A 24,362-nucleotide genomic window follows, 5' to 3' on the forward strand; every position below is an offset into this window, starting at 1 on the left:
AAGCTCGATAATTGAAAGACATAACCAGACGCCGGCTAGATTTAAGGCGTGCGATTTTTTCTTGCATCTACAGGGAATCGGCCTACCTTTAGGTCATTATCAACGTAACGAAAGGAAGGTGATCCAATGTCTAATGAGTTTTCGGACCTCGTAATGGGCATGGAAGTGGTGATGAAAGCGAGGCAGCCCTCGCTCTAAAACCCCACCTTCCTAGGATCGCACAAGACGGTCCGGGCCAGTTACAGGCCAAACCTCATGGAAAGGGTCGCGAAAGCGGCCCTTTTTTATTGCTTTCTTTGCCCCGTTGACGCTCGAGCGGAATAGCATTATTCATAAAGTCATCTGATGACTTTATGAATAATGCTCATGCAACCTCTCAACAAGACTAATCTTGCCGATACGGCCACCGAAGCGATCCGCAGCGAGATACTCGCCAAGCGCTGGGCTGTCGGCGAGAAACTGCCGAATGAGGCATCGCTTTCGGCCATGCTGTCGGTCAGTCGCGGCACTGTGCGCGAAGCCGTGCGCGTTCTCGTCTCGCAGGGTCTTTTGGAAACGCGGCAGGGCTCCGGCACCTATGTGCTTTCGACAACCGATAGCAGCCGACCGCTCACCATGGCGCGGCGCGCCAGCCTGCGCGACCAGTTCGAGGCGCGCTGTGCTCTCGATGTCGAAGGCGCGCGGCTCGTCGCCATCCGCAAGACGCCCGGCATCATCGCCGGGCTTCGCGCATTGCTTGCCGAACGTGGCAATTATGAAGGCGGCGATCCGGCAGGCTTCATCGAACGCGACCTTGCCTTCCACAAGGCCGTCATCGCCGCCTCCAACAACCGGGCGATGATCGAGATCTACGATTTCTTCTCCACCTCGATCGCGGAGACGATTGCCGCCACGCTCGACAAGGCGATTCCCGAGCCTGACATGCAGGCGCACCAGTCGATCGTCGACGCCATCGAAACCGGCAGCCCCGACGAGGCTGATGCAGCCGTGCGCGACTTCATGGCACCCATCCTTTCCGCGCTCGACCGGATGCTTCTTTCATGACGATGCCCATACAGAATGCCACATCCTCGTTCGACGCAGTCGACGAAACGATGATCGATGCCGAAATCGACAGCGTGCCTATGCCACTGCCGCCGCAGAAGCAGAGCCTGACGGCTCGCTTCCTGCTCGGTGCCAGCCTCGTTCTGATCGCCTTCAATCTGCGGCCCTTGTTTTCCAGCGCTTCCGCCCTGCTGCCGGAAATCCGTACCGAACTCGGCCTGTCGCCGCTCGGCGCCAGTCTGCTGACGACCCTGCCCGTCGTTTGCCTTGGCGCCTTCTCGCCGCTTGCTCCGCGGCTTGCCCAGCGGATCGGCTCGGAGCGGACACTGCTCGGCGTGCTCCTGCTGCTGACGCTCGGTACCGCGCTACGCGGTCTTTCCTCCGTCCCTTTGCTCTTTTTCGGCACTGCGCTTGCCGGTGCTGCGATCGCCGTCGGCAACGTGTTGCTGCCCGGACTGGTGAAACGCGACTTCGCCGCGAATACGGCTCTGATGACCGGCTTCTATACGATGGCGCTCTGCGCGGGCGCTGCCAGTGCCGCCGGCCTGACACTACCGATCGAACATGCGCTCGGCGGCTCGCTGGAAGGCGCGCTCGCCATCTGGGCACTGCCTGCCCTCGTCGTTGGGTTGATTTGGCTGCCGCAGGTCTTTGCGAGCAGTCGACAGGCGCGGCGCAGCGGTTTCCGTGTCGAAGGTCTGTGGCGGGACAAGCTCGCCTGGCAGGTCACGCTTTTCATGGGCCTGCAATCGGCGCTTGCCTATTGCGTCTTCGGCTGGCTGGTGCCGATCCTGCGTGAACGCGGTCTTGACGGTGTTGTGGCAGGCGGCATCGTCTCGGTCTCCGTCATGGTACAGGCCGCCGCCTGTCTCGTCGTGCCGCATATAGCGGTACGCGGCAAGGATCAGCGCCTCATCAACGTGACGCTCTGCACCTTCGCCGTCGTCGCACTTCTCGGCCTGCTCTTTGCGCCGCTTTCCACCGTCTGGGTCTGGGCCGTGCTACAGGGCATCGGTCAGGGCGGGCTGATCGCCGCGGCGATGACAGCCATCGTGCTGCGTTCGCGCGATCCGCATGTCGCCGCTCACCTTTCCGGCATGGCGCAATGCGTGGGCTATCTGCTTGCCGCCATCGGCCCGTTCATCGTCGGTCTGATCCGCGGCTGGACGGGAAGCTTCGCCTGGTGCGCAGTGCTTTTCGTCGCGCTTGGCCTTGGTGCCGCCTTCAATGGGTGGCGGGCCGGTCGAGCGCTGCATGTGAATGCGCTCACGATCGAGAAGGGCGAATGAGCCAGGCTCACTTGCGTATCACCATCTCTTGATCTCCATCGAAGGAATGCGGCTGCTACCCTATCTCAGCCGCATTCTGGCCCACCGGAGGAAAATCCTTGCGTTTCCGATCCCTGTTTCTGTTCGCCGCGCTGACCGCTGCGCTCGCACCCGCTTTCTCCTTTGCGCAGGAGGCTGGCGAACGCCGTACTCCTGCTGCACAGGGTTCGTCCCGCGAGGGCGTCCTCAAGCTGCTGCCAGGCGATTCCGTTACCGAGCACGAGTTGACGACGGCCGATGGACGCAAGATCGCCTATACGGCTACAGCAGGCACACTTGATCTCTTCGGTCAGGATGGCGGGCAGAACGCTGCGATCTTCTACACCGCCTATGTCGCCAAGGATGCCGGGCCGAACCGGCCGATCACCTTCGCCTTCAATGGCGGGCCGGGTGCGGCTTCCGCCTTCCTGCATCTCGGCCTTGTGGGGCCGAAGATACTCGACTTCGGGCCCGATGGTCGCGACGGCGCCAATGCGAAGCTCGTCGATAACACGCATAGCTGGCTCGACTTTACCGATCTCGTGCTGATCGACCCAATCGGCACCGGCTGGAGCCGCACGGTGAAGGCCGACGATGCCTCGAACTATTACAATGTCGGCGCCGATGCGCAGACGATGGCGAAGACGATCGCCCTCTACGTCGCGCATAATAACCGCGGCAATTCGCCGAAATATCTGCTCGGCGAAAGCTATGGCGGCTTCCGCGCCGCCAAGGTCGCCTCGGCCCTGCAGCAGAGCCAGGGCATCATCATCGCCGGCACCGTCATGCTTTCACCGCTGCTCGAAGGTCAGCTGATGTTCAATGCCGACCAGTTCGCGCTGGGTGCCGCGCTGGAATTCCCCTCATTGGCAGCCGCCGAGGCCGACCGGCGCAAAAGCTTCAGCGAATCCGGCCAGCGCGATGCCGAGAGTTTCGCGCTTGGCGAATATCTCACGACGCTTGCCGGCCCAGCACCGACGGGCGATGCGGCAACAGCCTTTTACAACAAGATCTCCGGTCTTACGGGCATTCCGCAGGATGTCGTTACCCGCAATCGCGGCTTCCTCGGCGATGCTTACGCCAAGCATTCCGGCAAGCAGGCGGGCGAGGTGATGAGCCCATACGATGCTGCCTTCGCCACGCCCGACCCCTATCCGGAATCCGATTACGACCGAGGCGACGATGCGATCCTTGACGGCTTTACCCGCGCCTATGGCGGCGCCTTCGCCGACTACGCCCGCAACGAGCTCGGCTTCAAAACCGAGATGACCTATACGCTGCTCGAAAATGATGTCAGCCAGCGCTGGGAGTGGGGCAGCGGCCGCGGCGGCGGTTCACGTTTCCAGGCGAGCGCCACCGACGATATCAGGCAGATGCTCGCCTCCAACCCATCTTTCCACCTGCTGATCGCCCATGGTTACAGCGATCTCGTGACGCCCTACGGCGTCAGCCGCTATGTGGGCGATCACTTGCCGCCGTCCCTTGCTGGAAATCGCGTATCGCTGAAGCTCTATCGCGGCGGGCATATGTTCTACACGACCGCCGGTCAGCGCGCCGCATTCACGGCGGATGCCAAGGCCTTCTATGCCGAGCATCCCGCCAACCCGCCAGCGGATTGAAGACGATCGAGGGTTGCCGGAGGGGCGTGCTGACCTAGTTTCTCCAGCATGGCAAACAGCAATCAGCTACCAGAAGCTCCGCCATCCGGCAGCGCTTCCCGGCAGGATGAAACCCTCTCCACGCTCTCTTCCTATCTTCAAAACGGCGCACTCTTCCTCGATATCGACGGCACGCTCCTCGATCTTGCGCCGACGCCGGATGAGATATTCGTGCCGCCGTCGCTTCCTGCGCAGCTCGATGCGCTGTCGCAGAGGCTCGGCGGGGCACTGGCTCTGGTGACCGGGCGCGGGCTTACCTATGCAGACCGCCTCTTCGCCCCCTACCAGTTTCCCATCGCCGGACTACACGGAGCCGAACGCCGCAACCCCGACGGCAGCATCTTCAAGGTGGAGCCAACGGCCGAGTTCGAGAGGCTGAAGATTGAACTTCGGGCGGAAACGGCGGGCTGGACCGGCGTCCTCATCGAGGATAAGGGCGCGGCCGTCGCCGCCCATTTCCGTCTTGCGCCGGCGCGGCGGGCGGAACTGACGGAACTGATGCAGCGTTTCCTGAACCGTGCAGGACCGGATTGGGCCTTGCAGCACGGCAAGATGGTTCTCGAAATCCGGCCCGCCAGAGCCAACAAGGGCGATGCATTGGAAAGCTTTCTCGCAACTCCAGCCTTCCGCGGCCGCCATCCGATCGCGATCGGTGACGATGTCACCGATGAGGCGATGTTCGGCATGGCGAACCGGCTTGGCGGTTACTCCATCCGCGTCGGCCCGCCGTCTGCAGGCACTGCCGCCCGCGGCACTCTGCCTTCCGCGGAAGCGGTCCGCGAGATCGTCGCGCGTTTTGCCGGCTGATTGTATTTTTGCAGTTATTTCTAATGAAAGGAATTTACCATGAGCCGCCTTGTCGTCGTTTCAAACCGCGTGCCCGTTCCGGAGAAGAAAGGGGCGGCGTCTGCCGGCGGGCTCGCTGTCGCACTGGAGGCCGCCCTTGGGAAACGGGGGGGTGTCTGGATGGGCTGGTCAGGCAACGTCAACGACGAGGGCGAACCCGGTCCACTTGCGATCGAGCAGCGCGGCAACATCACCTATGCGCTGACCGACCTGACATCCAAGGATGTCGACGAATATTACTTCGGCTTCGCCAACCGCATGCTCTGGCCTATCTGTCATTACCGGCTGGATCTCGCAGAATATGGGCGCACGGAGATGGCCGGCTATTTCCGGGTCAACCGCTTCTTCGCCCATCGGCTGGCACCACTGATCAAGCCTGATGACATCATCTGGGTCCACGATTATCACCTGATCCCGCTTGCTGCGGAACTGCGGCAGATGGGCATCAAGAACAAGATCGGCTTCTTCCTGCATATCCCCTGGCCGCCCGCCGACGTGCTGTTCGCCATGCCCGTCCATGAGGAAATCATGCGCGGGCTCGCCGCCTATGATCTCGTCGGCTTTCAGACCGATCACGACCTTGAAAATTTTGCGGGCTGCCTGCGCCGCGAGGAGATGGGCGACATGATCAGCGAAGGGCGTTTCGTCGCCGGCGAGCGCACGTTCCGCGGCGGCGCCTATCCGATCGCCATCGAGACGGCCGCCTTCGCCGAATTCGCCAGGAAGGCCGGCACGCACAGCATGGTGCTGAAGGCACGCCATAGTATCGAAGACCGCAGCCTTATCATCGGCGTGGACAGGCTGGATTATTCCAAGGGCATTACCCAGCGTATCGATGCCTTCGAGCATTTCGTCACCAACAATCCGGCACATCAGCGCCAGGTCACCTATCTGCAAATCACTCCAAAATCGCGCTCTGAAGTGCCGGAATACGAGGCAATGCAGCGCACGGTCGCAGAACAGGCCGGCCGCGTGAACGGTGCACTCGGCACGGTCGACTGGGTGCCGATCCGCTATATCAACCGCTCTGTCAGCCGGCCGGTACTCGCGGGTCTCTATCGGCTTGCCAAGGTCGGCCTCGTGACGCCGTTGCGCGACGGCATGAACCTCGTCGCCAAGGAATATGTTGCCGCGCAGGACCCTGATGATCCGGGCGTGCTGGTCCTCTCCCGTTTTGCCGGCGCAGCGCGCGAGCTGAACGGAGCGCTGCTTGTCAATCCCTACGACATTGTCGGCACATCCAATGCGCTGGCGCGCGGCCTCAACATGCCGCTCGAGGAGCGCCGCGACCGCTGGCGGCGGATGATGGACCATCTGCTGGAGCACGACGTCTCGCGCTGGTGCGATGACTTTCTCGGCGATCTCGCCGCCTGAACGATTTGACGCTGAAGTCTGTCGGCAGATAGTCTCGCGAGCACAACAAGAGAGGATTTCATGAAGATCAGTGCGCGCAACCGCCTGAAGGGCAAGGTCGTGGATGTGGTGAAGGGTGCGACGACCGCTCATATCCGCATCGATATCGGTAATGGCGTTATCGTCACCGCCTCCATCACCAACGAGGCGGTTGACGAGCTTGGCCTCAAGGTCGGTTCAGAGGCCTATGCCGTCATCAAGGCTTCCGATGTGATGGTGGGTGTCGACTAACGTTTCGCCGTTCGCTACGACGCATCGCCCGTCTGGAAATCGCCCAGCTGCGGCGGGGCGATGGGCTTGAAAAGGGTCCGGTCCGGCTTCAAGTCGAGGAGCGGCGYGCCGTCGAGACAATCCAAACCGCGGACCAGCACCGTATTGCCCTCAACTGCTTCCAGCTTGACGATGGAGGTGCCGATCGGATTGGGACGTACGGGTGAGCGCAACGCAAAGGTGCCGTGCGTCTTGCCGTTGCGGGCCGGGCTCTGCAGCAGCAGGTCGCGCCGCGACTGATGGAGCCAATAAAGCACTTCCAGCCGCTCATAGGCCGCGATACCCTGCAGGGCTGGTACCCAGAGATCGAATATCTCGATCCGGCAGAGCGGCCCGTCATGACGGCCCTGGCGCGGGGTTTCCATGCGTGAGGTCCAGGGCGTAACAATACGGCCGATGAAGACGAGACCGGCATCCGTCGCTTCAGGCGGATTGTCGAGCGCCAGCTCGTTTTCGCGGATCTCGTTTTCTCGCACCATCGGCTACTCTCCCCGCAAAAACGGCACTATTGCATGACGATATAGCAGTTGGAATACAGCGCTTCGGCACTTCAGGCCGGCAGCGGGTTTTCCGGCCAGTCCACCGTCATGTCCGCCTGAACCGTCCGCTCGAGATAGGTGGAAAGCGCCACATAGCTTTTCGTGGCCATCACGCCGGGAACAGCATGAACCTGCGAGAGGAAGGCTTCCAATGCGCGTGGGCTTTCGGTCCGCACCTTGAAGATGACGCTGGCGTCGCCGGCAACCGAATGCATCTCCTCCACCTCGGGAAAGCGGCAGAGCTGCATCAGCCTTTCGCTTTTGCCCCAGCCTGCGGCCTCGACATGCACGAAGGCCAGCAGCGGCTTGCCGAGCGCCGTACCGTCGAGCGCAGCGTGCGCGCCTTTCATGACACCGGACCGGCGCAGCCGCTTGACACGCTCATGCACGGCGGGCGGCGAGAGATTGACGGCTTTGCCAAGCGCCGCATAGCTCTGCAGAGCATCCTCTGCCAACGCGCCTAATATCTTTCGGTCGAAAAGGTCCAGTTGCTCAGGCTCTCGCCTGCGGCGTCGAATACCATTCGTTTCTTTTGCCATTCGGAAAATCCGCCTTATCGCCGAAGGATATTCGGCAATAATAGCGCCAAGCTTTCAGGTATTCGAGGGAGGGACTTTCAAATGGAGCTGGTGAAGCGCAGTCCGAGCGGCGGCATCTATGCGGCAACATCCGATTATATCCACGCGATGGAGGTCAGGAATCCCACCCGCTTTCTGTTCGTGAGCGGCACGATGGGCCTCGACGCGGAGCGTACGCCGGGTAGAGATCTGTCGGTCCAACTCGACCTCATCTGGTCGAACCTGCGGGTGATCCTTGCGGATGCCGACATGGACGTCAGCAATATCGTGCGCCTGACCAGCTATCTACGGGACGCTGACTATGCCGAAGCAAACCAGAATGCGCGGCTGGCCGCACTCGGCGATCATATCGTACCGACCACCGCCATCGTCGTTCAAACGCTTCAGAAAGACTGGCTGGTGGAAATCGAAATCATCGCTGCCGCGTGAAATGCCGCCCTGTCTGAACAAGGCGGCACCATAGGATATTCAAGCAGCCTGGCGCAGCAGGCCGAGCGCTTCTTCCAGATCGATTTCTCCCAGAAAGCGACCGGTGCTTTCCGCATTTTCCTGGTGCTCGATCGCATGCGCGAAGCGAACGGCTGGCTCCTGCAGCATGCGCTGATAGAGATCGTTCAGCGCAGGAAACTGGCTGATATCGACGACCTTATGGAAGTCGTTCCAGCGGGCGATGCCGGTGAAATAGGCATCCGCAATGCCGGGCCTGTTGCCGAGCAGCCATTTCCGGCCGGCAAGCAGACCCTCCAGCGTGCGGTGCGCCTTTTCCACCTTGGCCGTGCCGTAGGCGACGAGAACGTCTTTCTCTTTCGGTTCCAGTTCATGCTCGACAGCGTGCCAAAGCGGGCTGAAAGCATTGAAGAAGCTGGTGTTCAAATAGGCGAGCATCTGGTTCAGGCGGTCGAAATCCGCGGTACCCTGCGCAAAGCCCAATCCTTTGTCGATCGACTGCGCGCCTATGTAATTCAGGATCGCCATGCTTTCGCTGATCAGCCGGCCATCGGGCAGCAGCAATGACGGCGTTTCGCCGACGGTGTTGATGCGCCTGTATTCGTCACCGGAGACGACTTCCGGCATCTGAACGCGGCAGAGACGGTACGGCAGGCCGGACCATTCCAGTGCGACGATCGAACCGAAGGAACAACCTTCCGGCACGCCGTAAAACAATATGAGGGACATTATCGGGTCCTTTCCATAGGAATTGTTGACCCAACCAATATGATTTCATGGACGATGAGGCAGTAGACGGCGATAATGCATCTTAAAGTCCACAAGCATGGAAGATAAATGTGACCGCCTTCAACCTCAACGACCTCCATCTCTTCGTGCAAGCGGTGGAAAGCGGCAGCTTCACGGCGGCAGGACGCCATCTCGGCATTCCGAAATCGACGATCAGCAAACGCGTGGCGGAACTGGAGGAGAGGCTCGGCGTGCGGCTGATCCAGCGCACGTCGCGCAGCTTCGCACTGACGGATATCGGCGGGGATTTCTTCGACCATGCGCAGGCTTCGATCATCGAAGCGGAAATGGCCGAGAGTATCGTGCGCAACCGCCTGGGAGAGCCGAGCGGTATCGTCAGGCTGACTGCAGCGGTGCCGACGGCGCAATTCACGCTCGCCGACCATCTGGCCGAACTGACAGCACGCTATCCAAAGCTGAAGATATCACTGCACGTGACGGATCGTTTCGTCGATATCGTTCAGGAAGGATTCGACATTGCGCTGCGCAGYCACCGCTTTCCACTCGGGGATTCGACGCTCGTGCAGCGCCGGATCGCGGCTCATCCGTTCCTGCTTGTCGCCTCGCCCGACTACATAGCGCAGTATGGGAAACCCGAATGGCCGGAGGATATTGCCGGTCACAGGGCGATCATGCCCAGCCTTTCCGAGGAGCAGTGGCGTCTCATCTCGGATAACGGCGCTGAGGCGATGGTAACGCCTCGGCCTGTGATGGCGGCAGACGAGCCGATGGTGCTGCTGAAAGCGGCTGCGGCCGGCATGGGCATTACCATTCTGCCGACCTCGGTCTGCAACGACGCTTTGAAGGACGGCCAACTCGTGCGTCTGCTTCCCGGCTGGACGGCCGGCAGCATCACGACAACGATCCTGATGCCGCACCGACGAGGGCAATTGCCCTCCGTGCGCGCGGTCGTCGAGTTCCTTGCCGAACGGCTGGCGGGGTGATCAGGCGGCCTTGGCCGCGTGATATTCCTTGATTGCCACCATCTTGATCGCCGGATAGCGCTCTGCCTCGTAGCGCAGCGAGAAACCATCTTGCGCCAGGAAGACCGGGTCGCCATCCAGATCGCGGGCGATATCGCCGCGCTTGACGGTGAGGAACTTGTCGAGTTCAGCAGCCTGGTCGGACGAAATCCAGCGGCAGACGGAGAAGCGCGACATTTCGAAGGAGACCGGCAGGCCATATTCGGCCATCAGGCGCTCCTTCAGGACATCGAGCTGCAGCGCGCCGACGACACCGACGATGGCAGGCGAACCATCCTCCGGCTGGAAGAGCTGAACGACACCTTCTTCAGCCATCTGCTGCAGGGCTTCCTTCAGCTTCTTGGCCTTCATGGCGTCTTCCAGGCGCACACGGCGCAGGATTTCCGGCGAGAAATTCGGCACGCCCTGGAAAACCAAGCTTTCGCCTTCCGTCAGCGTATCGCCGATGCGCAGCGTGCCATGGTTCGGAATGCCGACCACATCACCGGCGAAAGCCGTATCGGCGAGCTGGCGCTGCGAGGCAAAGAAGAACTGCGGCGCGGTGAGGCCGAGCTGCTTGCCGGTACGTGCTAGCCGCGCCTTCATGCCGCGCTCCAGTTTGCCGGAGCAGATGCGAGCGAAGGCGATACGGTCGCGATGGTTCGGGTCCATGTTCGCCTGAATCTTGAAGACGAAGGCCGTCATCCTGTCTTCGGCGGCATGCACGGTGCGGATATCGGCCACCTGGTCACGCGGCGGCGGAGCAAAATCACCGAGCGCGTTAATGAGATCGCGCACACCGAAATTGCGCAGGGCCGAGCCGAAGAAAACCGGCGTCATATGACCTTCGAGGAAAGATTCCCGATCGAAGGGACGGCAGGCCTCTATTGCCAACTCGACTTCTTCGATGAAGGCGTCGCGCTCATTTTCCGGCAGGCGGTCGGCGACACTCTGCGGACCATTGACGGCGGTGACGGCGATTTCCGTATCGGAGCCGCGAACGGTGTTTTCCTTCAGGTGATAGGAGCCGCAAAAGGTCTTGGCGCGACCGATCGGCCAGGTGACCGGGGCCGTATCAAGCGCCAGCTTCTCTTCAACTTCATCCAGGATCTCGAAGGGGTCGCGGCTTTCGCGGTCCATCTTGTTGATGAAGGTGATGATCGGAATGTCGCGCATGCGGCAGACTTCGAAAAGCTTCAGCGTGCGCGGCTCGATACCCTTGGCGGCGTCGATGACCATGACGGCGGCATCGACTGCCGTGAGCGTACGGTAGGTATCGTCGGCGAAGTCTTCGTGACCGGGCGTGTCGAGAATGTTGAAGACATTGCCTTCATACTCGAAGGTCATGACCGAAGTCACGACCGAGATGCCGCGTTCGCGCTCGATCTTCATCCAGTCCGAGCGGGTCTGAATGCGGTCCTTCTTCGCCTTCACTTCACCGGCGAGCTGAATGGCGCCGCCGAACAGCAGCAGCTTTTCGGTGAGCGTCGTCTTACCCGCGTCCGGGTGCGCGATAATAGCGAATGTGCGGCGGCGGGAGACCGCCTCGGCGAGACTTTCGGCCATAATGTAAATCCTGTGGAATTGCCGCGTATCTAGCGACTAAAGAGCGTCATTGCAATTGACCTTGCGGCGTGTGGCGCGAAGTAATGCCGCATGACCATTCACACCGACACCCGCCCGACCCTCAATCTCATCCGCCTGCCCAACGGCCAAGGCCTTGATCTGCCCGCCTATGAAACGCGCGGAGCAGCCGGCATGGACCTGCGCGCGGCAATCGAAGAGGACAAGCCGCTGGTGCTGGCGCCCGGCAAGCGCGCTCTTGTTCCGACCGGTTTCATCTTTGAAATCCCAGAGGGTTTCGAGGGGCAGATTCGTCCGCGTTCGGGCCTTGCCGCCAAGAATGGCGTCACCTGCCTCAATGCGCCCGGCACCGTCGATTGCGACTATCGCGGCGAAGTGAAGGTCATTCTCGTCAATCACGGCGAGGAGGATTTTATGGTGACACGCGGCATGCGCATCGCGCAGATGGTGATTGCGCCATTCGTTCAGACCCGCATCGCCGAAGTCTCGGAGACGACCGAAACCATACGCGGCGCCGGCGGGTTCGGCTCGACAGGCGTATGAGCGCCGCTGATACGACCGGCCTCTATTTCCGGCAGGACTATTTCAGCGACCCGGCGGCCTGGGCCGCTCTCGTCTCGCTTCTCGACGATACGTTCGGCATCGATATCGATCCGCTGCGCGAACTTGGCGGCCCAGACCCGACCAGTATGCCGTTCGGCTGGTTTACGGATGAAGGCCTGCTCGCCGCTAATCTCTCCGCCTTCGCCATGCCTTTTGTCCTCAACGGCAGGCTCATCAATGCCGCCGCCTTTCAGTCCGGCGCGGTCCGCCCGCCATGGCGCGGCCGCGGCCTTTACCGAGATGTGACGGGCAAGGCGCTTGCCTGGTGTGAGGCGCGGGATTTCGAGGCCATCATCCTCTACACGGACAAGCCGGCGCTTTATGAGCCCTACGGTTTCCGCTCACTTCCGCTTCACAAGTATGTCGGCGCTGCACCAAAGTCTGAAGGTGCCGCCGCATCACGGCCTCTTCAGCCCCGCGATGCCGATGATCTCGCTCTGCTTCAGGGCCTGCTGAGGAACCGCGAGCCAGTTTCGGAGACGCTCGCTGTCGCCAGCAGCTCTGCGATGTTCCTCATCAACACGCAGCTCGATCCCGATATCCGCTTGAGCTATCTGGAAGAGAGCAAGGCCGTCATCGCATGGAAGATGCCGGCACCCGGCCACGTCGTTCTTCTCGACGTGGTCGCGCGTGAAATCCCCTCACTCGCCGCCATCCTTGCCGGTCTCGGCATCCAGGCAACGTCAGTCGAAACGCAGTTCCGGCCGGACAGGCTCGGCTGGTCCGGCGAGGCGACGCCTTACGGAGGCGGAACACGGCTCATGCTGCGTGGACTGGAGGAGATGAGCCTCGATCATCCCGCCATGCTGTCGCCAATGGCGGATTTCTGAGACTATTTTTTCCGTATCAGGGGCGGCAGGCGCCGCTTGACCGGCGAGGATTTAATCATCGACGTATTGGTCTCCGCGCGCTCGGCGACCTTGTCGAGAATGCTATCGAGCTCTCCCATGGAGCGGACGACGAGGCGGGCGATGAAACAATCGTCTCCGGTCACCTTATCGCATTCGATGAATTCGGGCGTGTCCTGGATAATACGCTCGACGATGTGGAGTTGACCGGGCAGTGGACGCACCCGCACGATCGCCTGCAAGGGATAACCGATCGCCGCCGGATCGAGATCGATGGTGAAGAGCGTCACGACGCCGCGATCCTCGAGCCGACGCAGACGCTCTGCCGCGCTCGGCGAAGAAAGTCCTACAGCCTGGGCGAGCTCTTTTAGGGAAATACGCGAATTTCCTGCCAGCGCCTCTATCATTGCGCGGTCAATATCGTCGACTGCCTGCATCTCGTTAGCCAACATGGCAAAAACTCCTAACAAGATTAGGTTTATCCAGCCTTTCCCTTTTTCAGCTTATAGAAAATGCTGCGATGCCGCAATACAATTTCCCGCTAACGAATGGAGATGGCGATGCAGAGTGACATCAGAAGAGGCACAGCAGAGATGACGGCAGCGATGCTGATCTCGGGAACGATCGGCTGGTTCGTCGTCATGTCGGGTCAGCCGGTCAGCGGCGTGGTCTTCTGGCGCTGCTTCTTCGGCGCGCTGACCCTGCTGGTGGTCTGCACCGCGCTCGGCCTGCTGAGGCCCGGCATCATCAGCCTGCGATCGCTCGCTATAGCTGTCTTCGGCGGCATAGCAATCGTCTCCAACTGGCTGCTGCTGTTCGCCTCCTATTCGCACGCCTCGATCTCGATCGCGACGACGGTGTACAACACCCAGCCCTTCATGCTGCTTGCGCTCGGCGCACTCTTTCTTGGGGAGAAGATCACCGGCACCAAGCTCTTCTGGCTCGGGCTTTCCTTTGCCGGCATGGCTGTTATCGTCGAGGCGAAACCAAATACCGATGCAGTCTCCGGCAGCTACGGTCTCGGCATCCTGATGGCGCTGGGTGCCGCCTTCTTTTATGCGCTGGCAGCGCTTGCCGCCAAATGGTTGAAAGGCACGCCGCCGCATCTGATCGCGCTGATCCAGGTTTCCACCGGCATCGTCATGCTGGCGCCGATGACCGATTTCTCGAACCTTCCCGCCGATAGCAGTTCCTGGATGATCCTGATCGCCGTCGGCGTCGTCCATACCGGTCTCATGTATGTGCTGCTTTATGGCGCGATCCAGAAGCTGCCGACCCATCTGACCGGCGCTTTGTCGTTCATCTATCCGGTCGCCGCGATCCTAGTCGACCGTTTCGCTTTCGACCACGCACTGCAGCCGATGCAGATTGCCGGGGCGGCGGTTATTCTGCTTGCCGCCGCCGGCATGAATCTGGGCTGGTCGCCGGCGAGACTTATTCGCCTGCCGGCGGCCGGACGCTGAGCCATTACTTCGGCTTACCTGTTACTTCGCTTGGCGGGTCGTTTCGAACAGGAACCAGGTACGGCGCTCGCTCTGGTCGATCCAGTTCTCGATCAGGCTTGCGGTCGCGACATCGTTATGCTCGTCGCAGACTTCGTGCACTTCGCGCAGGATGGAGACGAGGTGAAGGTTGTCTTCGCGCAGCTCGGAGAGCATATCCTCGGGGGTGACGTAGTCAGCATCATTGTCCGGAATGCGCTGCTGGCGGGCGATCTGGCCGATCGAGCGCAGCGTCGTGCCGCCGATCTTGCGGGCGCGTTCGGCAACCTCGTCCGTCATATCGAAGATCTGTTCCGCCTGCTCATCGAGCAGCAGATGGTAATCGCGAAAATGCGGGCCGGACATGTGCCAATGGAAGTTCTTGGTCTTCACATAAAGCGCAAACACATCGGCGAGCAGCGCGGTCAACGCGGCCGAAATATCGGTGATCGCGTTGGTCGGCAGGTCGGAAGGGGTCTTGAGCGGCGAACGTCTGCGGGCTTCGGCTGAGGTAGGCGACATGCATTCTCTCCTTGGTGATGAAAACCTTCTGCGCCGACAGCCTTGGGAAGCCGCGGCGGGCCGTGTCTGCGGCCGCTTGCAAGGGGAAAATAGCAAGGCCGGATCGGTTTCCAAGTAGATCATGGTTCAGCCGACCTATTCTTTATGGTTATGGACAGATCAGCGCCAGGCGATTGATGAGGCCTGCCTTGCGCGCCTATAGAGAGGCTGCGCAAGCCAGTGGATATGAAGATGAGCCTTACCGTCCTGATCGCCTATGCCGGAGCCCTGTTCATCGCCGCCGCCATTCCCGGCCCGGGGATCACGGCGATCGTGGCGCGTGCACTCGGCTCGAACTTCTGCGAGACCTTCTTCATGGGTCTCGGCCTCGTGCTCGGTGACATGACCTATCTCACCGCTGTCATCCTCGGTCTTGCCTTCGTGGCGCAGACCTTCACTGAGATCTTCCTCGTCATCAAGATCGCAGGTGCCCTCTATCTCGGCTACATCGCCTGGAAGCTCTGGACTGCCGGCCTGCTGCCGCAGGATATCGCCGCGAAGAAATCCAGCAGTGCCGGCATGTCCTTCCTCTCCGGCCTGCTGGTGACGCTCGGCAATCCGAAGACCATGCTGTTCTACGTGGCGCTGGTGCCGACCTTGATCGATCTCGGCAGCATCGGCATGCGCGAGTATCTCATCCTGCTCGCCGTCACTTTCGTGGTGCTGATGATCGTGCTCATTCCCTACATGATGCTTGCGTCGCGCGCCCGTACGATGCTGAAGCAGCCGCGTGCATTGCAGGCGCTGAACCGCGTCGCCGCAAGCATCCTGGCGGGTACGGCAGCCTTCATCGCCACGCGCGCCGCCTGAAATAAACATTCGGCAACGGACGGTTCTCAAAGGATTTTTTCTCCAGCTCAAGCGGCCGGCGGGTGAAGCCACTCTGGTCTCATCACCACTTTGACCCTATTCTCTCCACAGATTTCAGAATGGATTTCAAAGGGAGAGCACCATGTCGCACAAACCGGGCCGCGGCCGCATCTATTCCTCGATAACGGACACAATCGGCGACACGCCACTCGTTCGCCTCGACAAACTCGCCAAGGAAAAGGGCGTGGTGGCCAACATCCTTGCCAAGCTGGAATTCTTCAACCCAATCGCCTCGGTGAAGGACCGTATCGGCGTTGCCATGATCGAGAACCTGGAAACGCAGGGCAAGATCTCACCCGGCAAGACCGTGCTGATCGAGCCGACCTCGGGCAATACCGGTATCGCGCTCGCTTTCGCCGCCGCCGCCAAAGGCTACCGGCTGATCCTCACCATGCCGGAAACCATGTCCGTCGAGCGCCGCAAGATGCTGGCGCTGCTCGGCGCCGAGTTGGTGCTGACCGAAGGACCGAAGGGCATGAAGGGGGCGATCGCCAAGGCGGAAGAACTCGCCGCCTCGCTGCCCGACGCCGTTATCCCGCAGCAGTTCGAAAACCCGGCCAACCCGGAAATCCACCGCAAGACGACCGCCGAGGAAATCTGGAACGATACGGATGGCACGGTCGATATCTTCGTTGCCGGCATCGGCACCGGCGGCACGATTACCGGCGTCGGCCAAGTGCTGAAGAGCCGCAAACCGGATATCCGGGTCGTGGCCGTCGAGCCGGCGGACTCGCCGGTACTGTCAGGCGGCACGCCCGGCCCGCACAAGATCCAGGGCATCGGCGCCGGCTTCGCACCGAAGATTCTCGATACCAGCATCTATGACGAAGTCGTCACCGTCAGCAATGACGACGCGTTTCAGCAGGCGCGCCTCGTCGCCAAGCTCGAAGGCGTGCCGGTCGGCATCTCCTCGGGTGCAGCATTGACGGCCGCGATCGAGGTCGGCCGCCGTCCGGAAAACGCCGGCAAGAACATCGTCGTCATCATCCCGTCCTTCGCGGAACGGTATCTTTCGACGGCATTGTTTGAAGGTCTTGGAAGCTGATCGAACCTTCCGGGGTTCTTCCTCTCACCCGGTACCTGGGGCGCTTCGGCGCCCCTTTTATCATGCCGCAGCGGTAAGCCTCTCGCCAGCAACACGATAGGAAATCGCCTCGGCCAGATGAATGCGGCCGACCATTTCCTTGCCGTCGAGATCGGCAAGCGTGCGGGCAACCTTCAGAACGCGGTGGTAACCGCGCGCCGAAAACTTCATCTTGTCCGCGGCATCTCGCAACAGCTGCAATCCTGCCGCATCCGGCTCTGCGAATTTCTCGATCATTGCCGTCGAGCATCCGGCATTGGTGGAAATACCCACAGCGCCTGCAGCATAGCGTTCACGCTGAATGTCACGGGCACGCGCAACGCGCCGGGCAACATCGGCACTCGCTTCGGCTACCGTCGGCCGGATCAGGTCGGCGGCGGAAACGGCCGGCACGTCGATGCGGATATCGATGCGGTCCATCAGCGGACCGGAGATGCGGGCCTGATAATCCGTCATGCAGCGCGGTCCTCGGGCACAGGTGTGGCCGGGCTCGCCCGCCATGCCGCAGCGGCAGGGGTTCATGGCCGCAATGAGCTGGATCCGCGCCGGATAGGAGACGCGGTGATTGGCGCGCGCGATGACGCATTCGCCGCTTTCCAGCGGCTGACGCAGGGCATCGAGTACTTGTGGCGCGAATTCCGGAAACTCGTCGAGGAAAAGCACGCCATGATGGGCAAGCGAAGCCTCGCCCGGCCGGGCACGCAGGCCGCCGCCGATGAGAGCTGCCATGGTCGCCGAATGGTGCGGCGTGCGAAAGGGCCGGCGGTCGGAGAGCTTGCCGCCGGACAGTTGGCCGGCGATGGAATGGATCATTGAAACTTCGAGCAGTTCGGCAGCCGAGAGCGGTGGCAGGATGGACGGCAGCCTCGAGGCCAGCATCGATTTGCCGGAGCCGGGAGGCCCGACCATCAGGAGGTTATGGCCGCCGGCAGCCGCCACTTCCAGCGCCCGCTTGGCGCTTTCCTGCCCCTTGATCTCCGCGAGATCGGGAAGGTTGGCGGCATTCGGGCGAATGGACGGTTCCGGACGTGAGAGGATCTGTGTGCCGCGGAAATGATTGGCGAGTGCGATCAGGCTCCGTGGCGCCAGGATATCGACCCCGGAACCTGCCCATGCTGCCTCCGATCCGCTTTCGGCCGGGCAGATCAGGCCCTTTCCAGCCGCATTTGCGCCGATTGCAGCCGGCAGCGCACCGGCGATGGCGGCAATTGTGCCGTCGAGATTGAGTTCGCCGACGACAACATAGTCGGACAAGGCATCCGCCGGGATGGCGCCGAGTGCCGCCATCAGGCCAAGTGCGATAGGGAGATCGAAATGACTACCCTCTTTTGGAAGATCGGCTGGCGCAAGATTGACCGTCACGCGCTTGGATGGCAGCGCCAGGCCGGAAGCGTGCAGGGCCGCCTGCACCCGCTCGCGACTTTCCGCCACCGCCTTGTCAGGAAGCCCGACGATCTGGATTCCCATCTTACCGGGAGCGACCATGACCTGGACCTCGACCGGCACACCTTCAATGCCCTGAAATGCAACCGTGCTGACGCGCGCGACCATGCCCTGCCCCGTGACCCTGAACCCCAACCTATGAAGGCGGTCACAATCTGGCATGGAATCTGGAATAAAACAAGAACGATAAGCGAACGAACTCAGCTATCTGCTGCAATCAAATTGCAGCAGGTTGTAAAGCCGGAACGAAGGCGATCAAAGGCGGAACACTTGGAGCATTTCCGTTTTTCTTCGAAACACGAAAAGGCTCTATCTCTTTGTTTTCACACAAAATCGCTGCACAGTTTTGCTGGTATTGCTCTTTTTTGCCCGCAATTCCGAACGCAAAACCGCTATGCACTTTTGCTGGTATTGCTTTAGCCGCGCTTGCGCTCGATCGCATCCCACAACAGACTTGCGATATCGGCGCCGCCGAACTTCTTCACTTCGCGGATACCGGTCGGCGAGGTCACGTTGATCTCGGTCATATAATCGCCGATCACATCGATGCCGACGAGCAGGAAGCCGCGTTCGCGCAGAGCCGGGCCAATGCGTTCGCAGATTTCCTTTTCGCGCGCCGTCAGTTCGGTCGCCTCGGCGCGGCCGCCGACATGCATGTTGGAGCGACTGTCATGCTCGGCCGGGACGCGATTGATGGCGCCGGCAAATTCGCCGTCAACGAGGATGATGCGCTTGTCGCCCTTGCGCACGTCTGGCAGGTACTGCTGAGCGATGAAAGGCTCGCGGAAGAGCTGGCCGAACATTTCGAGCAGCGAGGACAGGTTGCGGTCGTCCTTGGTGGAATGGAAAACGCCGGCGCCGCCATTGCCGTAGAGCGGCTTCAGGATGATATCGCCCATCTCGTCGCGGAAGCGGCGGATCTCGCCCGGATCCTTGGTGATCAGCGTCTTCGGCATCAGGTCTGAAAATTCGGTGACGAAAATCTTTTCCGGCGAGTTGCGCACCCAGGCCGGATCATTGACGACGAGCGTCTTCGGATGGATGCGCTCCAGAAGATGCGTCGAGGTGATGTAGGACATGTCGAAAGGCGGGTCCTGGCGCAGCAGGACGACATCCATGGTCGACAGGTCGATGCGCTCAGGCGCGCCGAGTTCATAGTGATCGCCCTTGACGTCGCGCAGCACCATCGGCTCGACGGCGGCATAGAGCTTGTCATCGCGGAAGCTCAGGCGATCGGGCGTGTAATGGAAGAGCTTGTAGCCACGCGCCTGAGCCTCAAGGCTCATGGCGAAGGTGGAATCGCCCGCGATATTGATGCCGGAGACATGGTCCATCTGGACCGCTACGTTCTTGATCTTGGCCATTTCCGTCCCTTGAGCTGATGCCGCCCAGATGTAGGTCGGTCAGGCGTCAAACGCAACGGCAATGAATGGCTTCGCGCGCCTCCGCCGGCGCAATTTTCAGGCCGCGATGCCGGTGCCGCCGCCGTTGCGCAAGAGGTTGCGCAGGCGATAGGCAATGGCGAGCGGCTTCGGGAAAGGCTTGCGCAGGAAGGCGACCTTACGGACATAATTGTCGACCCGCCAGTTTGCCCAGGTGCCGCCGGCAAAGAAAGCGACATCGCCAACCTGCAGCGTGCGTTCCAGGCCATCTTCGGTGGTGACGTGCACTTCGCCTTCGAGGATCATGACCGTCTCGTCCCAGCCGAAACGCCAGCGGAATTCGCCCGATGTGCAATCCCAGATCGCCGTCAGCGATGCTTCGTCATGGCCGCGGGAATGTTCTGCCGTACGCGCCTGCGGATTGCCGCTGATGATCCAGTCCGGATTGATAGGCGTCGACTTCAGCACCATGCCGTCGCTTGCCTGTGCAACGAAAGATTTACCTGATGGCTTCAACGCGGCGTAAGGCACGGACCGCGCTGCCATGGCGACCGCGGTTGCAAGCATCATCTTCAAGGCCATGAATTACCCCCAGTTTGCTACCCCTAGCTGAGCCGTGGATAACAAAAGAGTCGTAAAAGCCCGTTCAAGCAGACGCTAAAATTTTAACGAAAGCTTATTCGTCAGTTTTTAGCCGCCTGCGGAATTTAGCGACCTCCTAGAAAGCATCGGGGAAATGACGAGGTAGTTTTCTCGGTAATATCGCAACGATATCATAGCGCTGTGAGAGGCGGGCATAGTCCCTCTGGCGGGCGAGCCAGAGATCGCTCGCAGCCCGGATGCGTTTTTGCGAGGCGTAGGACACAGCATCCACCGCGCCCATTTCGTCAGCGCGCGCCTTGACCTCGACAAAGACGGCCAAGTCTCCCTTGCGAGCGATAATATCGATCTCGCCGAGCTTCGTTTTGTAGCGCATGGCGAGGATGCGATAGCCTTTCAGCATCAGGAAAATGGCGGCGACATATTCGGCCGTCGAGCCCCGACGCAGCGCCTTTCTCCTGCGGAGCGTGGCTTCGCCGTCAGCCATTCGCCGCCTTCATGTCGAGAAGCTTCTGGTAGAGCACCTTGCGCGGCAGGCCGGTCAAGCGGGCAGCCTCGGTCGCGGCCCCGGCGGTTGGCAGCGATTTTGAGAGATCGGCGAGAATGGCGTCGACATCCGCCGCAGTTGCCGGCTCGTCCTTCGGCGGGCCGATGACGAGAACGATCTCACCCTTCACATTGTCATGCTCTTCATAATAGGTGGCGAGCTCGGCAAGCGTGCCGCGGCGGAATTCCTCATAGGTCTTCGTCAGTTCGCGGCAGACCGACGCCTCGCGTTCAGCGCCGAGCACATCGGCAGCGGCCAGCAGCGTTGCGCCGATGCGATGGGGCGATTCAAAGAAGATCAGTGTGGCCGGTGCGTTTGCGAATTCTGCGAGACGGTCGCGACGGGCCTTGTCCTTGGTCGGCAGGAAACCGGCAAAGAGAAAAGCATCGTTCGGCAGCCCTGAGCCGACGAGAGCCGCAAGCGGCGCGGAAGCGCCGGGAATGGGGATAACGCGGTAGCCTGCTTCGATCGCCTGCTGCGCCAGGCGATAGCCGGGATCGGAGACGAGCGGCGTGCCGGCATCGGAAACGAGCGCCACAGACTTGCCGGCTTCGAGCGCCTGCAGGAGTCGCGGCCCGGCCTCATCGGCATTGTGTTCATGATAGGCAAAGGGGCGGTTCTGAATGCCGTAGCGATCGAGCAGGACGCGGGTAACGCGTGTATCCTCGCAGGCCAGGACGTCCGCACCGGCAAGCGTTTCCAGCGCCCGCAGCGTGATATCGCCGAGATTGCCGATCGGCGTTGCGACGAGATAGAGAGCCGGTTCGAGCGGGCGCGCCGGCACCGCGATATTGTGCAGGCGAAAGCCGCGCCGGGCGCCAGTTTCCGCTGTCGTCTCTTCCGTCATGTCATTCGCTTTCATTCCGCCGGCCTCTTGCCTTTATGGGCGAGCGGTGTGGCTTCGACAAGGGCCGCAATTTCTGTGAGCATTGCACTGCAAAACGGCATTTGCGGGCCTGCGGGCAGCCATGCCTCTTGCAATCGCCGGCAAAGTTCTGCCATTTTGCCCGTCCACTCCCCTCTCCCAAAGGGGAAAGCAGTGACGCGGCGCTTCCGGGCGCCCGGACAATAAAGGTCGAAAGCGGTAGCATCCCATGCGTATTACTATTGAGCGGTCAAACCTTTTGAAGTCGCTGAACCACGTGCACCGCGTGGTCGAACGCCGCAACACGATTCCGATCCTGTCCAACGTGCTGTTGAAGGCCGATGGGCAGAGCCTCGACATGAAGGCGACCGACCTCGATCTGGAAATCACCGAAGCGACGCCTGCGAATGTCGAGCAGGCCGGCGCCACCACTGTTCCCGCCCATCTTCTTTACGATATCGTCCGCAAGCTTCCCGATGGCGCGGAAGTACTGCTCGCGACCACGCCGGACGGGGGCTCGATGAATGTCCAGTCCGGCCGTTCGAAGTTCTCGCTGCAATGCCTGCCGGAATCCGACTTCCCGGATCTGACCGCCGGAACCTTCACGCATTCCTTTAAGCTGAAGGCAAGCGATCTGAAGATGCTGATCGATCGCACACAGTTTGCGATTTCGACCGAGGAAACCCGCTACTATCTGAACGGTATCTTCTTCCATACGATCGAGAGCAGCGGCGACCTGAAGCTGCGCGCCGTTGCGACTGACGGCCACCGTCTGGCCCGAGCCGATGTCGATGCCCCCTCCGGCTCGGAAGGCATGCCCGGCATCATCATTCCGCGCAAGACTGTTGGCGAATTGCAGAAGCTGGTGGATACGCCTGACGCGATCGTCACCGTCGAAGTTTCCGATGCCAAGATCCGGGTCACCCTCAGTTCCATCGTTATGACCTCGAAACTGATCGACGGTACTTTTCCTGACTATCAGCGCGTCATCCCGACCAATAACGACAAGGAAATGCGCGTCGACTGCACGAGCTTCGCTCAGGCCGTTGACCGCGTTTCGACCATTTCCTCGGAACGTGGCCGCGCCGTGAAGCTCGCGCTCTCCGATGGTCAGCTTCTGCTCACCGTCAACAATCCGGATTCCGGCAGCGCAACGGAAGAAGTCGCCGTCGGCTATGACACGGATCCGATGGAAATCGGCTTCAATGCCAAGTACCTGCTCGACATCACCGCGCAGCTTTCCGGCGACGAGGCGATCTTCCTTCTGGCCGATGCGGGTTCGCCGACACTCGTGCGTGACACTGCCGGCGATGACGCGCTCTACGTGCTGATGCCGATGCGCGTTTAAGCACGCGTCGCTTTTGCGGTTGAAACTTTTCTGATCGCGACATCGCCTCTTGTTTTTGCTTCAACCTCCTGCAATTAAGGGAAAGTTGACCGGCAGGCATGGGAGGACGGCATGGCATTGCGGCTCAAGGAACGCCTCGGCAGGAAGTTTGACGAGGAGATCCGCTTCTTCAAGGGCATGATGCAGGGGCCGAAGACCGTCGGCTCCATCGTTCCGACTTCCTCGATCACTGCCCGCAAGATGGCAAGCGTCGCAAATCCGCATTCGGACCTGCCCGTTCTCGAACTCGGTCCCGGCACCGGCGCCATCACCAAGGCGATCCTTGCCCATGGCGTGAAGCCGGAAAAGCTTGTCGCCATCGAATATTCGACGGACTTCTACGAACACCTTATGCGGCTTTATCCCGGCGTGAGCTTCATCAACGGCGATGCCTTCGATCTCGACAAAACGCTCGGCTCGCTCAAGGATCAGAAATTCGATTCCGTTATTTCGGGCATACCGCTCCTGAATTTCCCCATGCAGGCGCGTATTGCGCTCTTGGAAAGCCTGCTCGACCGCATGCCGGCTGGTCGGCCGATGGTGCAGATCTCTTATGGCGCAGTTTCGCCGATCGTCGCCAATGCCGATCGTTACAGCATTCATCATTTTGATTTCATCGTGCGCAATATTCCTCCGGCTCAACTCTGGATCTATCGGCGCGGATAAATGTTTGGACTTTATATCACCCACCCTCAGGTCAAGATCGACCCACAGGTTCCCGTTCCCCAATGGGGTCTTTCCGAGATCGGCGCCGAGCGCGCCCGCAAGGCTGCTTCGAGCGACTGGGCGAAGCGGCTGACCCGCATCGTCTCCAGCGATGAGACGAAGGCGATCGAGACGGCGGAAATCCTTGCTGCGGCCTCAGGCGTGAAAATCGAGATCGTGCATGGCATGCATGAGAACGACCGCTCCGCTACCGGTTTCCTGCCGCCCGACAAGTTCGAGGAGGCGGCCAACTGGTTCTTCGCCCACCCGCTGGAGAGCTTCAGGGGCTGGGAGCGAGCCGCAGATGCGCAGATCCGCATCGCCTCCGCCGTCGAGACCATCCTATCCTCGCATGAGGCGAATGCGCCGATCGCCTTTATCGGCCATGGCGGCGTTGGAACGCTGCTCAAGTGCCATCTGGTGGGCGCACCGATTGCGCGTGATCGCGACCAGCCAGGCGGTGGTGGCAATCTCTATGCTTTCGGCCTTGCGGATCGGCGCTTATCATGCGACTGGACAGCCATTGAGGACTGGCGGGGATGAATTGAG

At 60.9% G+C, this 24,362-nt stretch carries 27 protein-coding genes; 16 read left to right on the forward strand and 11 right to left on the reverse strand.

Annotated features, from left to right (window positions below):
* Window positions 1-366: 366 nt before the first annotated feature.
* From AC1DM5_RS14525 to AC1DM5_RS14550, 6 genes are all read left to right on the forward strand, one after another.
* Window positions 367-1,044 (forward strand): FadR/GntR family transcriptional regulator, encoded by a 678-nt coding sequence (locus tag AC1DM5_RS14525; protein WP_477819131.1) that lies wholly within the window; start codon window positions 367-369, stop codon window positions 1,042-1,044.
* Window positions 1,041-2,333, forward strand: coding sequence for a CynX/NimT family MFS transporter (locus tag AC1DM5_RS14530; protein ID WP_477819132.1), 1,293 nt, complete (start codon window positions 1,041-1,043; stop codon window positions 2,331-2,333). Before AC1DM5_RS14525 ends, AC1DM5_RS14530 begins: the two co-directional genes overlap by 4 nt.
* Window positions 2,334-2,431: 98 nt before the next feature.
* Entirely contained in the window at window positions 2,432-3,970 is a 1,539-nt protein-coding gene (locus AC1DM5_RS14535) for a S10 family peptidase (RefSeq protein ID WP_477819133.1), read from the forward strand.
* Window positions 3,971-4,018: 48 nt separating this feature from the next.
* Window positions 4,019-4,816 (forward strand): trehalose-phosphatase, encoded by a 798-nt coding sequence (gene otsB / locus AC1DM5_RS14540; RefSeq protein ID WP_477819134.1) that lies wholly within the window; start codon window positions 4,019-4,021, stop codon window positions 4,814-4,816.
* 39 nt (window positions 4,817-4,855) lie between these two features.
* Complete coding sequence (gene otsA, locus AC1DM5_RS14545; protein WP_477819135.1) at window positions 4,856-6,229, forward strand: alpha,alpha-trehalose-phosphate synthase (UDP-forming); 1,374 nt, start codon at window positions 4,856-4,858, stop codon at window positions 6,227-6,229.
* A gap of 60 nt (window positions 6,230-6,289) precedes the next feature.
* Entirely contained in the window at window positions 6,290-6,499 is a 210-nt protein-coding gene (locus AC1DM5_RS14550; protein ID WP_025669386.1) for a TOBE domain-containing protein, read from the forward strand.
* A gap of 14 nt (window positions 6,500-6,513) precedes the next feature.
* Here the strand turns inward: AC1DM5_RS14550 and tsaA are convergent, their stop codons facing one another.
* Window positions 6,514-7,017, reverse strand: a complete 504-nt coding sequence (tsaA, locus tag AC1DM5_RS14555) for a tRNA (N6-threonylcarbamoyladenosine(37)-N6)-methyltransferase TrmO (RefSeq protein WP_477975168.1) — start codon at window positions 7,015-7,017, stop codon at window positions 6,514-6,516.
* A gap of 71 nt (window positions 7,018-7,088) precedes the next feature.
* On the reverse strand, window positions 7,089-7,616 hold the full coding sequence (locus tag AC1DM5_RS14560) for an Lrp/AsnC family transcriptional regulator (protein WP_477819137.1): 528 nt from the start codon (window positions 7,614-7,616) through the stop codon (window positions 7,089-7,091).
* An 81-nt stretch (window positions 7,617-7,697) separates the two neighbouring features.
* On the opposite strand from AC1DM5_RS14560, the gene AC1DM5_RS14565 reads away from it, so the two are divergent.
* Entirely contained in the window at window positions 7,698-8,084 is a 387-nt protein-coding gene (locus tag AC1DM5_RS14565; protein ID WP_477819138.1) for a RidA family protein, read from the forward strand.
* Window positions 8,085-8,123: 39 nt separating this feature from the next.
* Here AC1DM5_RS14565 and AC1DM5_RS14570 read toward each other — a convergent pair whose 3' ends face one another.
* Entirely contained in the window at window positions 8,124-8,831 is a 708-nt protein-coding gene (locus AC1DM5_RS14570) for a glutathione S-transferase family protein (RefSeq protein WP_477819139.1), read from the reverse strand.
* A gap of 110 nt (window positions 8,832-8,941) precedes the next feature.
* Between AC1DM5_RS14570 and AC1DM5_RS14575 the strand changes: the two genes are divergently transcribed.
* Window positions 8,942-9,835 carry a LysR substrate-binding domain-containing protein gene (locus AC1DM5_RS14575; protein ID WP_477975170.1) on the forward strand — a complete coding sequence of 298 codons (894 nt, stop codon included), beginning with the start codon at window positions 8,942-8,944 and terminating at the stop codon, window positions 9,833-9,835.
* Here AC1DM5_RS14575 and AC1DM5_RS14580 read toward each other — a convergent pair whose 3' ends face one another.
* A complete protein-coding gene (locus AC1DM5_RS14580; protein WP_477819141.1) occupies window positions 9,836-11,419 on the reverse strand; it encodes a peptide chain release factor 3 in 1,584 nt (527 codons plus the stop codon).
* Between the two features lie 90 nt (window positions 11,420-11,509).
* Between AC1DM5_RS14580 and dut the strand changes: the two genes are divergently transcribed.
* Together dut and AC1DM5_RS14590 are read left to right on the forward strand one after the other, a co-directional pair.
* Window positions 11,510-11,980 (forward strand): dUTP diphosphatase, encoded by a 471-nt coding sequence (gene dut / locus AC1DM5_RS14585; RefSeq protein WP_477819142.1) that lies wholly within the window; start codon window positions 11,510-11,512, stop codon window positions 11,978-11,980.
* Complete coding sequence (locus AC1DM5_RS14590; protein WP_477819143.1) at window positions 11,977-12,870, forward strand: GNAT family N-acetyltransferase; 894 nt, start codon at window positions 11,977-11,979, stop codon at window positions 12,868-12,870. The genes dut and AC1DM5_RS14590 overlap by 4 nt, the downstream gene beginning before the upstream one ends.
* A 2-nt stretch (window positions 12,871-12,872) precedes the next feature.
* Here AC1DM5_RS14590 and AC1DM5_RS14595 read toward each other — a convergent pair whose 3' ends face one another.
* The gene (locus AC1DM5_RS14595; protein WP_376776545.1) at window positions 12,873-13,340 is read right to left on the reverse strand and encodes an Lrp/AsnC family transcriptional regulator; all 468 of its coding nucleotides are present in this window, start codon (window positions 13,338-13,340) and stop codon (window positions 12,873-12,875) included.
* A 96-nt stretch (window positions 13,341-13,436) separates the two neighbouring features.
* Here AC1DM5_RS14595 and AC1DM5_RS14600 point away from each other — a divergent pair, with 96 nt between their 5' ends.
* The gene (locus AC1DM5_RS14600; protein ID WP_477819144.1) at window positions 13,437-14,351 is read left to right on the forward strand and encodes a DMT family transporter; all 915 of its coding nucleotides are present in this window, start codon (window positions 13,437-13,439) and stop codon (window positions 14,349-14,351) included.
* Window positions 14,352-14,372: 21 nt separating this feature from the next.
* Here AC1DM5_RS14600 and AC1DM5_RS14605 read toward each other — a convergent pair whose 3' ends face one another.
* Complete coding sequence (locus AC1DM5_RS14605) at window positions 14,373-14,891, reverse strand: Dps family protein (protein ID WP_112970044.1); 519 nt, start codon at window positions 14,889-14,891, stop codon at window positions 14,373-14,375.
* Window positions 14,892-15,122: 231 nt separating this feature from the next.
* Between AC1DM5_RS14605 and AC1DM5_RS14610 the strand changes: the two genes are divergently transcribed.
* Complete coding sequence (locus AC1DM5_RS14610) at window positions 15,123-15,740, forward strand: LysE family translocator (RefSeq protein ID WP_477819145.1); 618 nt, start codon at window positions 15,123-15,125, stop codon at window positions 15,738-15,740.
* 142 nt (window positions 15,741-15,882) lie between these two features.
* Window positions 15,883-16,845 carry a cysteine synthase A gene (gene cysK, locus AC1DM5_RS14615; protein WP_477819146.1) on the forward strand — a complete coding sequence of 321 codons (963 nt, stop codon included), beginning with the start codon at window positions 15,883-15,885 and terminating at the stop codon, window positions 16,843-16,845.
* Window positions 16,846-16,905: 60 nt separating this feature from the next.
* Here the strand turns inward: cysK and AC1DM5_RS14620 are convergent, their stop codons facing one another.
* The 5 genes from AC1DM5_RS14620 to rsmI form a co-directional block, all read right to left on the reverse strand.
* Window positions 16,906-18,435: a YifB family Mg chelatase-like AAA ATPase gene (locus AC1DM5_RS14620; protein WP_477819147.1), complete on the reverse strand. Its 1,530-nt coding sequence runs from the start codon at window positions 18,433-18,435 to the stop codon at window positions 16,906-16,908.
* Window positions 18,436-18,743: 308 nt separating this feature from the next.
* Window positions 18,744-19,691, reverse strand: coding sequence for a glutathione synthase (gene gshB / locus AC1DM5_RS14625; RefSeq protein WP_477819148.1), 948 nt, complete (start codon window positions 19,689-19,691; stop codon window positions 18,744-18,746).
* 96 nt (window positions 19,692-19,787) lie between these two features.
* A complete protein-coding gene (locus tag AC1DM5_RS14630; protein ID WP_037100757.1) occupies window positions 19,788-20,291 on the reverse strand; it encodes a cupin domain-containing protein in 504 nt (167 codons plus the stop codon).
* A gap of 136 nt (window positions 20,292-20,427) precedes the next feature.
* Complete coding sequence (locus AC1DM5_RS14635) at window positions 20,428-20,796, reverse strand: YraN family protein (RefSeq protein WP_477819149.1); 369 nt, start codon at window positions 20,794-20,796, stop codon at window positions 20,428-20,430.
* Window positions 20,789-21,703 carry a 16S rRNA (cytidine(1402)-2'-O)-methyltransferase gene (gene rsmI, locus AC1DM5_RS14640; RefSeq protein ID WP_477975240.1) on the reverse strand — a complete coding sequence of 305 codons (915 nt, stop codon included), beginning with the start codon at window positions 21,701-21,703 and terminating at the stop codon, window positions 20,789-20,791. Before rsmI ends, AC1DM5_RS14635 begins: the two co-directional genes overlap by 8 nt.
* A 247-nt stretch (window positions 21,704-21,950) precedes the next feature.
* Between rsmI and dnaN the strand changes: the two genes are divergently transcribed.
* From dnaN to AC1DM5_RS14655, 3 genes are all read left to right on the forward strand, one after another.
* A complete protein-coding gene (gene dnaN / locus AC1DM5_RS14645) occupies window positions 21,951-23,069 on the forward strand; it encodes a DNA polymerase III subunit beta (RefSeq protein WP_477819150.1) in 1,119 nt (372 codons plus the stop codon).
* Window positions 23,070-23,180: 111 nt separating this feature from the next.
* Entirely contained in the window at window positions 23,181-23,774 is a 594-nt protein-coding gene (gene pmtA, locus AC1DM5_RS14650; protein WP_007813466.1) for a phospholipid N-methyltransferase PmtA, read from the forward strand.
* A complete protein-coding gene (locus AC1DM5_RS14655; RefSeq protein WP_477819151.1) occupies window positions 23,775-24,356 on the forward strand; it encodes a histidine phosphatase family protein in 582 nt (193 codons plus the stop codon).
* Window positions 24,357-24,362: the final 6 nt, after the last annotated feature.

The organism is Rhizobium sp. 01T437 (assembly GCF_056398505.1).

Excerpts from the sequence above, each read along its gene's own strand:
- AC1DM5_RS14525 (WP_477819131.1), top strand. The coding sequence starts at position 367 with ATGCAACCTCTCAACAAGACTAATCTTGCCGATACGGCCACCGAAGCG.
- AC1DM5_RS14530 (WP_477819132.1), top strand. The coding sequence starts at position 1,041 with ATGACGATGCCCATACAGAATGCCACATCCTCGTTCGACGCAGTCGAC.
- otsB (WP_477819134.1), top strand. The coding sequence starts at position 4,019 with ATGGCAAACAGCAATCAGCTACCAGAAGCTCCGCCATCCGGCAGCGCT.
- otsA (WP_477819135.1), top strand. The coding sequence starts at position 4,856 with ATGAGCCGCCTTGTCGTCGTTTCAAACCGCGTGCCCGTTCCGGAGAAG.
- AC1DM5_RS14550 (WP_025669386.1), top strand. The coding sequence starts at position 6,290 with ATGAAGATCAGTGCGCGCAACCGCCTGAAGGGCAAGGTCGTGGATGTG.
- AC1DM5_RS14560 (WP_477819137.1), bottom strand. The coding sequence starts at position 7,616 with ATGGCAAAAGAAACGAATGGTATTCGACGCCGCAGGCGAGAGCCTGAG.
- AC1DM5_RS14565 (WP_477819138.1), top strand. The coding sequence starts at position 7,698 with ATGGAGCTGGTGAAGCGCAGTCCGAGCGGCGGCATCTATGCGGCAACA.
- AC1DM5_RS14570 (WP_477819139.1), bottom strand. The coding sequence starts at position 8,831 with ATGTCCCTCATATTGTTTTACGGCGTGCCGGAAGGTTGTTCCTTCGGT.
- AC1DM5_RS14580 (WP_477819141.1), bottom strand. The coding sequence starts at position 11,419 with ATGGCCGAAAGTCTCGCCGAGGCGGTCTCCCGCCGCCGCACATTCGCT.
- dut (WP_477819142.1), top strand. The coding sequence starts at position 11,510 with ATGACCATTCACACCGACACCCGCCCGACCCTCAATCTCATCCGCCTG.
- AC1DM5_RS14590 (WP_477819143.1), top strand. The coding sequence starts at position 11,977 with ATGAGCGCCGCTGATACGACCGGCCTCTATTTCCGGCAGGACTATTTC.
- AC1DM5_RS14595 (WP_376776545.1), bottom strand. The coding sequence starts at position 13,340 with ATGTTGGCTAACGAGATGCAGGCAGTCGACGATATTGACCGCGCAATG.
- AC1DM5_RS14600 (WP_477819144.1), top strand. The coding sequence starts at position 13,437 with ATGGAGATGGCGATGCAGAGTGACATCAGAAGAGGCACAGCAGAGATG.
- AC1DM5_RS14605 (WP_112970044.1), bottom strand. The coding sequence starts at position 14,891 with ATGTCGCCTACCTCAGCCGAAGCCCGCAGACGTTCGCCGCTCAAGACC.
- AC1DM5_RS14610 (WP_477819145.1), top strand. The coding sequence starts at position 15,123 with ATGAGCCTTACCGTCCTGATCGCCTATGCCGGAGCCCTGTTCATCGCC.
- cysK (WP_477819146.1), top strand. The coding sequence starts at position 15,883 with ATGTCGCACAAACCGGGCCGCGGCCGCATCTATTCCTCGATAACGGAC.
- AC1DM5_RS14620 (WP_477819147.1), bottom strand. The coding sequence starts at position 18,435 with ATGGTCGCGCGCGTCAGCACGGTTGCATTTCAGGGCATTGAAGGTGTG.
- gshB (WP_477819148.1), bottom strand. The coding sequence starts at position 19,691 with ATGGCCAAGATCAAGAACGTAGCGGTCCAGATGGACCATGTCTCCGGC.
- AC1DM5_RS14630 (WP_037100757.1), bottom strand. The coding sequence starts at position 20,291 with ATGGCCTTGAAGATGATGCTTGCAACCGCGGTCGCCATGGCAGCGCGG.
- AC1DM5_RS14635 (WP_477819149.1), bottom strand. The coding sequence starts at position 20,796 with ATGGCTGACGGCGAAGCCACGCTCCGCAGGAGAAAGGCGCTGCGTCGG.
- rsmI (WP_477975240.1), bottom strand. The coding sequence starts at position 21,703 with ATGACGGAAGAGACGACAGCGGAAACTGGCGCCCGGCGCGGCTTTCGC.
- dnaN (WP_477819150.1), top strand. The coding sequence starts at position 21,951 with ATGCGTATTACTATTGAGCGGTCAAACCTTTTGAAGTCGCTGAACCAC.
- pmtA (WP_007813466.1), top strand. The coding sequence starts at position 23,181 with ATGGCATTGCGGCTCAAGGAACGCCTCGGCAGGAAGTTTGACGAGGAG.
- AC1DM5_RS14655 (WP_477819151.1), top strand. The coding sequence starts at position 23,775 with ATGTTTGGACTTTATATCACCCACCCTCAGGTCAAGATCGACCCACAG.